Source organism: Streptomyces sp. NPDC048277 (genome assembly GCF_040652235.1).
Lineage (GTDB): Bacteria > Actinomycetota > Actinomycetes > Streptomycetales > Streptomycetaceae > Streptomyces.
In genome coordinates, this window is the sequence record NZ_JBEZLQ010000001.1 from 353,132 (window position 1) to 365,593 (window position 12,462).

The window sequence follows — 12,462 nt, forward strand, 5'->3', positions numbered from 1 at the left end:
ATAACCTGCGAGACGGACATGCCGCGCGCTCGGACACCGTGTGCGCTTCCCCTGTGACCCATGCGGACGTCACGTTGCCCTTCGCGGCACGCCCACGCATCCAACGAACCGCGAGATCACTGATAGGGACGGAAGCGCGTGGACCTGTTCGAGTACCAGGCGAGGGACCTCTTCGCCAAGCACGATGTACCGGTGCTGGCCGGTGAAGTCATCGACACGCCTGAGGCGGCGCGCGAGATCACCGAGCGGCTGGGCGGCAAGTCCGTCGTCAAGGCGCAGGTGAAGGTCGGTGGTCGTGGCAAGGCCGGTGGCGTCAAGCTGGCCGCCTCCGCGGACGAGGCCGTCGCCCGTGCGACGGACATCCTCGGCATGGACATCAAGGGCCACACGGTCCACAAGGTGATGATCGCCGAGACCGCCCCGGAGATCCTCGAGGAGTACTACGTCTCCTTCCTCCTCGACCGTGCGAACCGCACCTTCCTCTCCATCGCCTCCGTCGAGGGCGGTATGGAGATCGAGGAGGTCGCGGCCACCCGCCCCGAGGCCGTCGCCCAGACCCCGATCAACGCGATCGACGGTGTGGACCTGGCCAAGGCCAAGGAGATCGTCGCCGCCGCGAAGTTCCCGGCCGAGGTCGCCGACAAGGTCGCCGACGTCCTGGTCACCCTCTGGGACACCTTCATCAAGTCGGACGCCCTCCTCGTCGAGGTCAACCCGCTCGCGAAGGTCGCCTCCGGTGACGTCATCGCCCTCGACGGCAAGGTGTCGCTCGACGACAACGCCGAGTTCCGTCACGACTGGGACGAGCTGCACGACAAGGCCGCGGCCAACCCGCTCGAGGCCGCCGCCAAGGAGAAGAACCTCAACTACGTCAAGCTCGAGGGCGAGGTCGGCATCATCGGCAACGGCGCCGGTCTCGTCATGAGCACCCTGGACGTCGTCGCGTACGCCGGTGAGAAGCACGGCGGCGTGAAGCCCGCCAACTTCCTCGACATCGGCGGCGGCGCCTCCGCCCAGGTCATGGCCAACGGCCTGGAGATCATCCTGGGCGACCCGGACGTCAAGTCCGTGTTCGTGAACGTGTTCGGTGGCATCACCGCCTGTGACGAGGTCGCCAACGGCATCGTGCAGGCCCTGAAGCTCCTCGAGGACCGCGGCGAGAACGTCTCGAAGCCGCTCGTCGTCCGTCTCGACGGCAACAACGCCGAGCTGGGCCGCAAGATCCTCACCGACGCCGCGCACCCGCTGGTGCAGCGCGTCGACACCATGGACGGCGCGGCCGACAAGGCCGCCGAGCTGGCCCACGCCGCCAAGTAAGCACTCAGGACGAGGACACAACACACCATGGCTATCTGGCTCAACAAGGACAGCAAGGTCATCGTCCAGGGCATGACCGGCTCGACGGGCATGAAGCACACCAAGCTCATGCTGGGCGACGGCACCAACGTCGTGGGCGGCGTGAACCCGCGCAAGGCGGGGCAGACGGTGGACTTCGACGGCACCGAGGTACCGGTCTTCGGTACGGTCGCCGAGGCCATCGAGAAGACCGGCGCCAACGTCTCCGTCATCTTCGTGCCGGAGAAGTTCACCAAGGACGCGGTCGTCGAGGCCATCGACGCCGAGATCCCGCTGGCCGTCGTGATCACCGAGGGCATCGCCGTGCACGACTCGGCGTCCTTCTGGGCGTACGCCGGCAAGAAGGGCAACAAGACCCGGATCATCGGCCCGAACTGCCCCGGCATCATCACCGTCGGCCAGTCCAACGTCGGCATCATCCCGGGCGACATCACCAAGCCGGGCCGTATCGGCCTGGTCTCGAAGTCCGGCACGCTGACGTACCAGATGATGTACGAGCTCCGTGACATCGGCTTCTCGACCGCCGTCGGCATCGGTGGCGACCCGATCATCGGCACCACGCACATCGACGCGCTCGCCGCGTTCCAGGACGACCCCGACACCGACCTCATCGTGATGATCGGTGAGATCGGTGGCGACGCCGAGGAGCGGGCCGCCGCGTTCATCAAGGAGAACGTGACCAAGCCGGTCGTCGGCTACGTCGCGGGCTTCACCGCGCCGGAGGGCAAGACCATGGGTCACGCCGGCGCCATCGTCTCCGGTTCGTCGGGCACTGCCCAGGCGAAGAAGGAGGCCCTGGAGGCCGCGGGCGTCAAGGTCGGCAAGACCCCGACGGAGACGGCGAAGCTGGCGCGCGAGATCCTCGCGGGCTGAGCGTCGCGACACGCGTTCAGCTGAACGTCGGCAGGCCCGTTCCCCGGTGCGGGGGCGGGCCTGCCGACGTTTACTCACCCGCGCTTGCGGGGTGCCGCTGTGCCCACGGCATGCCTACCTCGCCACCGGCACCAGTCTCTCCGGCCCCTTCTCGGCCTGCCCCCGCAGCTTCGCCCGCAGCGCCTGTTCGCCCGCCGACAGCGGCCCCATCCCCACCTCCGCCGGCACCCCGCTGATCGCCTGTGCCGGGCCGATCGGCGCCTCGTAGTGCGTCGGCGCCGTCCGCAGCGTCAGCGTCGTCGCCGCGACGATCGCCGCCGTGAAGGCGAGGGCCGACCGGGTCCAGAAACGGGTCCGGCGTTCCGCGAACGTCCGTACCGTCGGCGGCTGAGCGGCACGCAACCGCTCCACCGAGGCCAGTTCGGTCAACCGCCGGTGCAGCACCGCGGGGTCCGCCAGTTCCGGAACCCGCGCCGCGACCTCCCGGCGCGCCTGTGTGAGCCGGCCGGCCGTCGCGGGCGTGCTCGCCTCCGTCTCCGCCGCCGTCTCCGGCAGATCGAGCCCGACGCCGTCGTACAACAGGAGCGTGCGGCGGTACGACGGCGGGAGTGTCAGCAACGCGTCCAGCAGGGCGCGGTCGGCCGCGTCGGCCGGTGGGGATTCGGGGTGGCGGTAGCGCGGGCGGAACTGGTGCCAGGGCGAGAGCGCGCACTCGTGCGCCGCCGCCCGCACCCAGCCGGCCGGGTCCCGGTCGCGGGCCACCTGCGGCCAGTTCTGCCAGGCGAGTTGGAAGGCCCGCTCGACCGCTTCCCGCGCCAGCTCCCGGCGCCCCGTGAGCAGATAGGTCTGCCGTACGAGGGCCGGGGCGCAGAACGCGTACAGCGCGTCGAAGGCCTGATCGGGCGTCAGGGCGGGGGACGGTAGTGCCTCGTCGGTGTGGCCAGGGCTCTGCGTCACCGTGCGCACCTTCCTACGAAAAAACACATAAACGTATATTGGGCGACACTTCGGCGGTTCGCCTGTTACGACGGGAAAGCGCGTGTCGTTGGGAGCATGGCGGTCGTGATGAACATGACCGTCCGCCGACCGTCGTTGTCGGCCCTGCTCACCCGGTTGCGCGACCGTTCCCCCGGGCTGGCCGCGAGCCTCCTGGGCGGTGCGCTCGCGGCCGGGCTCGGGCTCGGCTGCTTCTCCGTCCTGGTGATGGCGCTGTGGGTCAGTTCGCCGTATCCCGACAGCGGGCCGGGCGGCGCGCTGCACCTCGCGGTGGCGCTGTGGCTCCTCGCCCACGGGGTCGAACTGGTCCGCATCCAGACCCTGTCCGGGGTACCGGCCCCGATGGCGGTGACGCCGCTGCTGCTGCTCGTGCTGCCGGTGCTGCTGCTGTACCGGAGCGCGCGCGAGGCGGTGGACGCCTCCGACGACGACGGCGACGCCGACGACATCGACCCGCCCCCGCCGGTCCGCGCCCGTACCGCGTGGACCGGGGTCGTCGCCGGCTACCTCGGCGTCGGCGGCTGCGCCGCGCTCTACGCGTCCGGCGGTGAACTGCGCCCCGTGTGGGGGTGGGTGGCGGTGTGTCTGCCGCTGCTCGCGACGGCCGCGGCGGGCGCCGGGGTGTGGACGGCGTACGGCCGTCCGCGCGAGCCGCTGCTGCGCCTGCTGCCGCTGCTGCCGCGGGCGGTACGGCGCATGCTGCTCGGGCGGGACACCCGGGTGCGGTGGGGTACGGCCGTCCGCGCGTCCCTCGCCGGGGTGACGGTGTTCTTCGGGGGCGGGACGCTGCTGCTCGCGGTGTCGCTGCTGGCGCACGGCGAGGCGACACGGGCCTCCTTCCTCCAGCTGACGGCGGGCTGGACGGGGCGCTGCGCCGTCCTGCTCCTCTGCGTCTGCCTCATCCCGAACGCGTCGGTGTGGTCGGCCTCGTACGCCGTCGGCCCCGGCTTCGCGCTCGGCGCCGGGCATGTCGTGAACCCCCTGGCCTCCGACCCGGCCCCGCTCCTCCCGCCCTTCCCCCTGCTGGCGGCCGTACCGGGGAGCGGGCCCGGGACGCCGGTGAACTGGCTGGCCCTGACGGTGCCCGTGGCGGCCGGGGTGACGGTGGCGTGGTTCGTGGTGCGGCGGGCGGCCGAGCGGCGCTGGTCGGCGGGGCGCACGGCCGGTGTGGTGGCGCTGGCCGCGCTGCTGTGCGCGCTGCTGCTCGCGGCGCTGGCCGAACTGGCGGGTGGTCCCCTGGGCGTCTCCGGGCTCACGCGTTTCGGCCCGGTCTGGTGGCAGACGGGCGCGGCGAGCGCCGCCTGGGTCGTCGGGGTGGGGGTGTCGACGGTCCTGGGCGTACGGGCGTGGCGGGGGCGGAGCATCGCCTCGTTCGCGGCCTGGCTGGGGTTCGGCAGCACGCGGACGGCGGGGGAGAAGCAGCCCGCGCAGAAGCAGAAGCAGAAGCAGAAGCAGAAGCAGAAGGAGACCGCCGCACCGCCGGCACCCCCGGCTCCCGCGGCCGCGCTTCCGCCCGACCGGGGCGACGCCGACACGTTCGAGCGGTACGAGGCGCTGCCGGTCGAGCAGTACGGGGTTTCCTCGGCCGAGCCGTACGGCGTTCCGCCGACCGACCCTTACGACCACACCCGGTCAGCCCCCTTGTCGGGCGTCTGGCAGGACGAGGTGGCGCGCAGGGACCGCTGGGCGGCGTCGTGGGAGGCGTCCGAGCGGGGCGAGGGCAGGGAACGGTAGGGACCGGTCGTGACCGGACGCGCCGCCCGTCCCGTCAGCTGTTCGTGCTCCCCAGGATGGTCCGCAGCTCCTTCGGGAGCAGATGGTCGCAGGACTGCTGGGCCTCGTTGGTGAGGGCGTCCGTGACGCACGTGTAGTAGTCGCGGTAGACCAGCTGGGCCGTGAAGGTCGCCGCCACCAGGGACAGCGCCAGGGACGCCGTGACCAGGCCGCTGATCGCCGCCGTCGTCTGCGGGCGGCCGGTGGCGGCCTCGTCGGGGTTGCGCGGCTTGGTGCGCAGCGCGCTGACGCCCCAGTAGATGGCCAGCGCGCCCAGCAGCAGTGCCACGTACGGCCAGCTGAAGAGCGCGAAGAAGAAGGCCCACATCCCGCACAGCAGGGCGTACCGCGCGCGGCGCTGGGCCGGGTCCGTCGGGTCCCAGCGCATGCCGGGTCCGCCGGGTCCGCCCTGGCCGCCGCCCCCCGGGCCGCCGTCGGGACGCTCACCGAAGCCGCCGGACTGCCGGCCGGGCTGGCGGTCGCTCCACTGGCTGCCCCAGGGCGACTGCCCGTCGCGGTCACCGGAGGGGCGGCGCGGCCGCCACGGGCTGTCCGGCGTGCCCTCCGGCGGCGGGGCGAAGGGGTTGTCGTCCTGCTGGTCGCCCTTCGGCCGGTCCGAGGGCGCGTCCGGCGGAGAGACCGGCCGCTCCCGCAACAGCACGGCGAAACGCGTCCCTCCCTGCACCGACTGCGGGGGGAGCAGGCGAAGTCCCAGGCTGCGGTCCGGCATCAAGTGAGCGTCTTCCCCTAGATGAATACGGCGGTAGATGAATACGGCGGATCGATACGGCAGATGAAACGGCTGGTTACCTCGTGAACGTGCCGTATCCCGGACACGTTCCCGTCCCGGTACCTCCCAGACGCTACCTTCCGGCCACGCCCCCGTCCCGTGGGGGCCGCCCGGTGTGCCGGTATCGTTGCTGACGGTCGGCCGCTTCGTAGACTTCCCCGTATCCCGGGGCGTGAAGCACTCGTACGAATGTACAAACACCGTGCGGGACCGGCCGCCGTACCGACGCTCCCCCGAGAAAGGGCCCCGCCGTGGCCGCCAAGCCCGTGGCCAAGCGCCTCGTCGTGCTGGTCTCCGGATCCGGCACCAACCTCCAGGCGCTCCTCGACGCCATCGCCGAGACCGGGGTCGAGGCCTACGGTGCCGAGGTCGTCGCCGTGGGCGCCGACCGCGACGGCATCGAGGGGCTCGCGCGTGCCGAGCGCGCCGGGCTGCCCACCTTCGTGACCAGGGTCAAGGACTTCGGGAGCCGGGAGGAGTGGGACCGGGCGCTGGCCGACGCCGTCGCCGCCCACCGGCCCGACCTCGTGATCTCCGCCGGGTTCATGAAGATCGTCGGCAAGGAGTTCCTGGCGCGGTTCGGCGGGCGGACCGTCAACACGCACCCCGCCCTGCTGCCCAGTTTCCCCGGGGCCCACGGCGTACGGGACGCACTCGCGTACGGCGCCCGGGTCACCGGCTGCACCGTCCACTTCGTCGACGACGGCGTCGACACCGGGCCGATCATCGCTCAGGGCGTGGTGGAGGTCCGGGACGAGGACGACGAGAGCGCTCTGCACGAGCGCATCAAGGACGTCGAGCGAAGGCTGCTCGTCGAGGTCGTGGGGCGGATCGCCCGCAACGGCTATCGCATTGAGGGACGAAAGGTAGTTATCCAGTGACCGCCGAGAGCAGCGCCAAGCGGGCCATCCGCCGTGCGCTTGTCAGCGTCTACGACAAGACCGGGCTCGAAGAGCTCGCCCGCGGGCTGCACGAGGCGGGCGTGGAGCTCGTCTCCACCGGCTCCACCGCCTCCCGTATCGCCGCCGCCGGTGTCCCCGTCACCAAGGTCGAGGAGCTCACCGGCTTCCCGGAGTGCCTGGACGGCCGGGTGAAGACCCTGCACCCCAAGGTCCACGCCGGCATCCTCGCCGACCTGCGCCTGGACAGCCACCGCAAGCAGCTCGACGAGCTGGGTGTGGCCCCGTTCGACCTCGTCGTCGTCAACCTCTACCCGTTCCGCGAGACCGTCGCCTCGGGCGCCTCGCCGGACGAGTGCGTCGAGCAGATCGACATCGGCGGCCCCTCGATGGTCCGCGCCGCCGCCAAGAACCACCCCTCGGTCGCCGTCGTCACCAGCCCGGCCCGGTACGCCGACGTCCTCGCCGCGGTCGCGGAGGGCGGCTTCGACCTCGCCACCCGCAAGCGGCTCGCCGCCGAGGCCTTCCAGCACACGGCGTCGTACGACGTGGCGGTCGCCTCCTGGTTCGCCTCGGAGTACGCCCCGGTCGACGACTCGCAGTTCCCGGACTTCCTGGGCGCCACCTGGGAGCGCGAGAACACCCTGCGCTACGGCGAGAACCCGCACCAGCCCGCCGCCCTCTACGTCGACGCCAGCGGCGGCGGCCTCGCCAAGGCCGAGCAGCTGCACGGCAAGGAGATGTCGTACAACAACTACACGGACACGGACGCCGCGCGCCGTGCCGCGTACGACCACGCCGAGCCGTGCGTCGCGATCATCAAGCACGCCAACCCCTGTGGCATCGCGGTCGGTTCGGACGTCGCCGAGGCGCACCGCAAGGCGCACGCCTGCGACCCGCTGTCCGCGTTCGGCGGGGTCATCGCCGTCAACCGGCCGGTGAGCCGGGAGATGGCCGAGCAGGTCGCCGAGATCTTCACCGAGGTCATCGTCGCGCCCGACTACGAGGAGGGGGCGCTCGAAGCCCTCGCCAAGAAGAAGAACATCCGCGTGCTGAAGGCCCCGGGCGCCCCCGCCGACCCGGTCGAGGTCAAGCCCGTCGACGGCGGTGTCCTGCTCCAGGTCACCGACCGGCTGCAGGCCGACGGCGACGACCCGGCCAACTGGACCCTCGCGACCGGCGAGGCGCTGGGCGCGGCGGAGCTGGCGGACCTCGCCTTCGCCTGGAAGGCCTGCCGGGCGGTGAAGTCCAACGCGATCCTGCTCGCCAAGGACGGTGCCTCGGTCGGCGTCGGCATGGGCCAGGTCAACCGCGTGGACTCCGCGAAGCTCGCGGTCGAGCGGGCCGGCGAGGAGCGGGCGCGCGGCTCGTACGCCGCCTCCGACGCGTTCTTCCCCTTCCCCGACGGTCTGGAGATCCTCACCGCGGCCGGGGTGAAGGCCGTGGTGCAGCCGGGCGGTTCGGTCCGTGACGAACTCGTCGTCGAGGCCGCGAAGAAGGCGGGCGTGACGATGTACTTCACCGGGACGCGGCACTTCTTCCACTGAGCCGCGGACGCGCAGGCGTCCAGGCGTAAACACCAGGGCCGTGTCCCCCGGCGCGGGGGACACGGCCCTTGAAGTGCGTGCGACGTGCCCGCTCAGTTGCTGCGGATCACGATCGTGCCGCAGACCTTGTCGGCGAACGTCTGGCGCTTGGCGTCCCACGCGGGCCACAGCCAGCCCAGGTAGCAGGCGATGCTGTCCAGGGCGTGGGCGATACGGCGCACGAAGGCCATGCCGACACCGATCGGCTGGCCGGTGGCCTCCTTGACCAGGCGGATGCCCAGCGCCTTCTTGCCGACCGTCTGGCCGGTGCGGCCTTCCATGATCAGCTGCCAGATCGCGAGGCCGAGGAACGCGAGGCCCCCGATGATCCCCAGCACCGCGGCCTTGCTGCTGAAGAGCACCAGGATGTACGGCACCAGGAAGACCAGGCCGTCGACGAGCGTGCCGAGGAAGCGCTGACCCCAGTTCGCGTACGGCGGTGTCGCACCGTACCCCTGCTGCGGGTAGCCGTAGCCGCCCTGCTGCGGATAGCCCGGCTGCTGGGGGTAGCCGTAGCCTTGCTGCGGGGGCACACCCTGCGGGGCCTGCTGGTAGCCGGGCTGACCCTGCTGCGGGTAGCCGTAGCCGGGCTGGCCCTGCTGCGGGTTCTGGGGCTGCTGGCCGTAGGGGTTGTTGGGCGAGCCGAAACTCATGGCCGATTTCCTCCGTTGGATCTGCGGGGACGACGCGGACAAGGACGGAGGTACGTCATGAACTGAGCGGTTTGTCCCCCCACCGGACCGCGATACTGCGCCGTTCATCGTTGAGGACGGGCGAGTTGTTGTCCAGTCCGATTAGCGAGGTGTTGTGCAAGTGCAACATGATTGATCATGACCGCAGACCCGACTGGAACCGGGAGACCGGCATCCGCGAGGATGGAGCCATGACCGCCCAGATTCTCGATGGCAAGGCCACCGCAGCCGCGATCAAGTCCGATCTGACCGCCCGCGTGGCGGCGCTGAAGGAGAAGGGCGTCACGCCCGGCCTCGGCACGATCCTCGTCGGGGACGACCCCGGCAGCCAGAAGTACGTCGCCGGCAAGCACCGCGACTGCGCGCAGGTCGGCATCGCCTCCATCCAGCGCGAACTCCCGGCCACCGCGACCCAGGAGGAGATCGAGGCGATCGTCCGCGAGCTCAACGACGACCCCGCCTGCACCGGCTACATCGTCCAGCTCCCGCTGCCCAAGGGCATCGACGAGAACCGCATCCTGGAGCTGATGGACCCGCACAAGGACGCCGACGGCCTGCACCCGATGAACCTCGGCCGGCTGGTGCTCGGCGAGCCCGCGCCGCTGCCCTGCACCCCGAACGGCGTGCTCACGCTGCTGCGCCGGCACGGCGTCGAGATCAAGGGCGCGGAGGTCGTGGTCGTCGGCCGCGGCGTGACCATCGGGCGCCCGATGCCGCTGCTGCTCACCCGGCGCAGCGAGAACGCGACGGTCACGCAGTGCCACACCGGCACGCGCGACCTCTCCTCGCACCTGAAGCGCGCCGACATCATCGTCGCCGCCGCCGGCTCCCCGCACCTGATCCGTCCCGAGGACGTCAAGCCGGGCGCGGCCGTCCTCGACGTCGGTGTCTCCCGCAACGCCGAGGGCAAGATCGTCGGCGACGTCCACCCCGGGGTCGCCGAGGTCGCCGGGTGGATCTCCCCGAACCCCGGCGGCGTCGGCCCGATGACCCGGGCGCAGCTGCTCGTCAACGTGGTCGAGGCGGCGGAGCGCAGTGTCGGCTGACCGCGGCCACGAGCACGGTGCGGGGCGTCGTACGACCCGGCGCTTCCCGTCGTTCACCCGGGACACCGCGCGGCCCGAGGGCGGCGGCCGGGCCGCGTCGGGGGACCTGCCGGCGCCGGCCCGGCAGTGGCCGCTGCTGGTCGTCCTGGCGACCGTCGCGGTGGGGTTGCTGGTGACCTCGCTGGACCACTTCCGGGTCGGCGCGCTGCTGATCGGGGCGGCGCTGCTCGCCGGGGCGGTGATGCGCTGGATACTGCCGAGCGTGGGGATGCTGGCGGTCCGGTCACGGTTCACTGACATCGCGACGTACGGGGTGCTGGGGCTGGGGATCGTGCTGCTGGCGTTGATGGCGCAGCCGAACCCCTGGCTGGTGATCCCGTACCTGAAGGACACACTGCACTTCACGATGCGGAACTAGGAATCCGGGCTCGGGCAGGGCGTGGCCCGCACCTCCCCCGGTGGGTGCGGGCCTGCCTCCCCCTGGTTCGAAGGTAGGGTTCCGGTCCGCCCGGCGAATCCCTCTCCCGGTTGAACCCCCTACAACTTCCGCGGTACTCCCGGCGATTGACTCGCCGTCCAAGATCCCGGCGTTACGCTGCGGCGATGCGCCTCCGCAACCCGCCCCCACTGGCCGTCGACACGCTGATCGCGTGCATGACGGTCGTGATGGCCGTGCTGCTGGGGCGGGAGTCGCCCACGCAGGGGTGGCCGATGCCCGACGCGCGCGCGTACGCGCTGGTCGGGGCGGCCCATCTGCCCGTCGCCCTGCGGGGCCGGTGGCCGGTCGCGGTCTTCGCCGTCATGCAGGGCGCCTCGATCGTCTACGTCAGCCTCGGCTACTGGCCCGTGGTGTGCACCTTCGGCTCCATGCTGGCGCTGTACACGATCGCGTCGGTGCGATCGGTCCGGGTCGCCGTCGGCTGTGCGGTCTGCATGACCGGGATGTGGGTGTACGCCGGGATCGTCACCGCCGACTCCTCGATGGCGTCCGTCGTCATGCAGGCGCTGCTCTACTGCACGGTGCTCGTCTGGTTCGGGCATCTCGCCCAGCGTTCCGCCGAACTCACCCGGCATCTGCGGGCCGAGCAGGCCGAGCGGGCACGGCGGGCCGTCGCCGAGGAACGCGGGCGGATAGCACGGGAGTTGCACGACGTCGTCGCCCACCACATGTCGGTGATCTCGGTGCAGGCGGGCCTCGCCCGGTTCGTCTTCGAGTCGAATCCCGGCAAGGCGCGGGGCGCCCTCGGCACCATCGCCGACACCAGCGGCGAGGCACTGGAGGAGCTGCGCCGCATGCTCCAGGTGCTGCGCGAGGAGGATCCGCGGGCCGCCGAGCGGGCGCCCATGCCCACCCTGGAGCGGCTGGCCGAACTGGTCGAGCGGGTGCGCAGCGGCGGACTGCCCGTCGAGTACGCGGTCGAGGGCGAGCACCGGCCGCTGCCGCCCGGTGTCGAGCTGTGCGCCTACCGTGTCGTCCAGGAGGCGCTCACCAACGTCCTCAAGCACGCCGGCCGCGCCCACGCGCGCGTGCTGCTGCGGTACGGACCGCAGGACCTGACCGTGTCCGTCCTCGACGACGGGGAGGGGGTGAATCCGGACAGAGTGCGAACGGGCGCCGGACATGGCTTGATCGGCATGCGTGAGCGGGCCAAGCTCTACGGTGGGACGATCAGCGTCGGCCCACGCCCCGAGGGCGGCTTCGCGGTCGAGCTGACCCTGCCGACCTCGGCCACACTCGCACGGCGGGGGGACGACCGTACCGGATGACCAGAGTGCTCGTGGTCGACGACCAGTTCCTCATCCGCGCGGGCCTGGTGGGGCTGCTGGAGGCCGCACCCGGGTTCGAGGTGGTCGGGGAGGCCGGGGACGGCGCGGAGGCGGTGCTGCTGGCCGCCGAGACACGGCCCGACGTCGTCCTCATGGACATCCGGATGCCCGGCGTCAACGGCATCGAGGCCACCGAGCGCATCATCGCCCAGGCCGAAGGACCGCCGCCGCGCGTCCTCGTGCTGACCACCTTCGACCTCGACGAGTACGTGTACGGCGCGCTGCGCGCCGGCGCCTCCGGGTTCCTGCTCAAGGACTCCGGCCCCGAACGGCTGCTGGCCGCCGTCACCGCGGTGGACGGCGGTGACGCCCTGTTCGCGCCGAGTGTCACCCGGCGCCTGGTGGAGGCCTTCGCCCGGCAGCGCGGCGGCGACGTCCACGCCGGGCCGCCGCCCGACCTGGAGGTGCTGACCTCCCGCGAGGTCGAGGTTCTCAGGCTCACCGCGCGCGGGCTGTCCAACCTGGAGATCGCCGACCGCCTCTACATCAGCGAGGCGACCGTGAAGACCCACCTCAACCGCACCATGACCAAACTCGACCTGGGCAGCCGGGCGCAGGCGGTGGTGGTGGCATACGAGACGGGGCTGGTGACGCCGGGCGGCCCGGCGAACTGAACCGTGCGGG

The 12,462-nt window shown here is 71.7% G+C and carries 12 protein-coding genes; 9 read left to right on the plus strand and 3 right to left on the minus strand.

Annotated elements, in window-relative coordinates; genetic code table 11:
* The first annotated feature begins 138 nt into the window (after nucleotides 1-138).
* Together sucC and sucD are read left to right on the plus strand one after the other, a co-directional pair.
* A complete protein-coding gene (sucC, locus tag AB0D85_RS01720; RefSeq protein ID WP_362312332.1) occupies nucleotides 139-1,317 on the plus strand; it encodes an ADP-forming succinate--CoA ligase subunit beta in 1,179 nt (392 codons plus the stop codon).
* A gap of 27 nt (nucleotides 1,318-1,344) precedes the next feature.
* On the plus strand, nucleotides 1,345-2,229 hold the full coding sequence (sucD, locus tag AB0D85_RS01725; protein ID WP_362312334.1) for a succinate--CoA ligase subunit alpha: 885 nt from the start codon (nucleotides 1,345-1,347) through the stop codon (nucleotides 2,227-2,229).
* 114 nt (nucleotides 2,230-2,343) lie between these two features.
* Here sucD and AB0D85_RS01730 read toward each other — a convergent pair whose 3' ends face one another.
* Nucleotides 2,344-3,195, minus strand: coding sequence for an RNA polymerase subunit sigma-70 (locus AB0D85_RS01730; RefSeq protein WP_362312336.1), 852 nt, complete (start codon nucleotides 3,193-3,195; stop codon nucleotides 2,344-2,346).
* 87 nt (nucleotides 3,196-3,282) lie between these two features.
* Between AB0D85_RS01730 and AB0D85_RS01735 the strand changes: the two genes are divergently transcribed.
* Nucleotides 3,283-4,959 carry a DUF6350 family protein gene (locus AB0D85_RS01735; protein ID WP_362312338.1) on the plus strand — a complete coding sequence of 559 codons (1,677 nt, stop codon included), beginning with the start codon at nucleotides 3,283-3,285 and terminating at the stop codon, nucleotides 4,957-4,959.
* 34 nt (nucleotides 4,960-4,993) lie between these two features.
* Here AB0D85_RS01735 and AB0D85_RS01740 read toward each other — a convergent pair whose 3' ends face one another.
* A complete protein-coding gene (locus AB0D85_RS01740; RefSeq protein ID WP_362312340.1) occupies nucleotides 4,994-5,728 on the minus strand; it encodes a hypothetical protein in 735 nt (244 codons plus the stop codon).
* A gap of 311 nt (nucleotides 5,729-6,039) precedes the next feature.
* Between AB0D85_RS01740 and purN the strand changes: the two genes are divergently transcribed.
* Nucleotides 6,040-6,669 carry a phosphoribosylglycinamide formyltransferase gene (purN, locus tag AB0D85_RS01745; protein ID WP_362312342.1) on the plus strand — a complete coding sequence of 210 codons (630 nt, stop codon included), beginning with the start codon at nucleotides 6,040-6,042 and terminating at the stop codon, nucleotides 6,667-6,669.
* Complete coding sequence (purH, locus tag AB0D85_RS01750) at nucleotides 6,666-8,234, plus strand: bifunctional phosphoribosylaminoimidazolecarboxamide formyltransferase/IMP cyclohydrolase (protein WP_362312344.1); 1,569 nt, start codon at nucleotides 6,666-6,668, stop codon at nucleotides 8,232-8,234. The genes purN and purH overlap by 4 nt, the downstream gene beginning before the upstream one ends.
* Before the next feature lie 92 nt (nucleotides 8,235-8,326).
* On the opposite strand, the gene AB0D85_RS01755 is transcribed toward purH, so the two are convergent.
* On the minus strand, nucleotides 8,327-8,926 hold the full coding sequence (locus tag AB0D85_RS01755) for an RDD family protein (RefSeq protein ID WP_362312346.1): 600 nt from the start codon (nucleotides 8,924-8,926) through the stop codon (nucleotides 8,327-8,329).
* Nucleotides 8,927-9,156: 230 nt separating this feature from the next.
* Between AB0D85_RS01755 and AB0D85_RS01760 the strand changes: the two genes are divergently transcribed.
* The 4 genes from AB0D85_RS01760 to AB0D85_RS01775 all read left to right on the plus strand — a co-directional run bounded on the left by AB0D85_RS01760 (nucleotide 9,157) and on the right by AB0D85_RS01775 (nucleotide 12,452).
* Nucleotides 9,157-10,011, plus strand: coding sequence for a bifunctional methylenetetrahydrofolate dehydrogenase/methenyltetrahydrofolate cyclohydrolase (locus tag AB0D85_RS01760; RefSeq protein ID WP_362312348.1), 855 nt, complete (start codon nucleotides 9,157-9,159; stop codon nucleotides 10,009-10,011).
* Entirely contained in the window at nucleotides 10,001-10,429 is a 429-nt protein-coding gene (locus AB0D85_RS01765) for a DUF3017 domain-containing protein (RefSeq protein ID WP_362312350.1), read from the plus strand. The genes AB0D85_RS01760 and AB0D85_RS01765 overlap by 11 nt, the downstream gene beginning before the upstream one ends.
* A 185-nt stretch (nucleotides 10,430-10,614) precedes the next feature.
* A complete protein-coding gene (locus tag AB0D85_RS01770; protein WP_362312352.1) occupies nucleotides 10,615-11,778 on the plus strand; it encodes a sensor histidine kinase in 1,164 nt (387 codons plus the stop codon).
* Nucleotides 11,775-12,452, plus strand: a complete 678-nt coding sequence (locus AB0D85_RS01775) for a response regulator transcription factor (protein ID WP_362312354.1) — start codon at nucleotides 11,775-11,777, stop codon at nucleotides 12,450-12,452. Before AB0D85_RS01770 ends, AB0D85_RS01775 begins: the two co-directional genes overlap by 4 nt.
* The last annotated feature ends 10 nt before the right edge of the window (nucleotides 12,453-12,462 follow it).

Excerpts from the sequence above, each read along its gene's own strand:
- AB0D85_RS01770 (WP_362312352.1), top strand. The coding sequence starts at position 10,615 with ATGCGCCTCCGCAACCCGCCCCCACTGGCCGTCGACACGCTGATCGCG.
- AB0D85_RS01755 (WP_362312346.1), bottom strand. The coding sequence starts at position 8,926 with ATGAGTTTCGGCTCGCCCAACAACCCCTACGGCCAGCAGCCCCAGAAC.
- AB0D85_RS01775 (WP_362312354.1), top strand. The coding sequence starts at position 11,775 with ATGACCAGAGTGCTCGTGGTCGACGACCAGTTCCTCATCCGCGCGGGC.
- AB0D85_RS01735 (WP_362312338.1), top strand. The coding sequence starts at position 3,283 with ATGGCGGTCGTGATGAACATGACCGTCCGCCGACCGTCGTTGTCGGCC.
- AB0D85_RS01740 (WP_362312340.1), bottom strand. The coding sequence starts at position 5,728 with ATGCCGGACCGCAGCCTGGGACTTCGCCTGCTCCCCCCGCAGTCGGTG.
- sucD (WP_362312334.1), top strand. The coding sequence starts at position 1,345 with ATGGCTATCTGGCTCAACAAGGACAGCAAGGTCATCGTCCAGGGCATG.
- AB0D85_RS01760 (WP_362312348.1), top strand. The coding sequence starts at position 9,157 with ATGACCGCCCAGATTCTCGATGGCAAGGCCACCGCAGCCGCGATCAAG.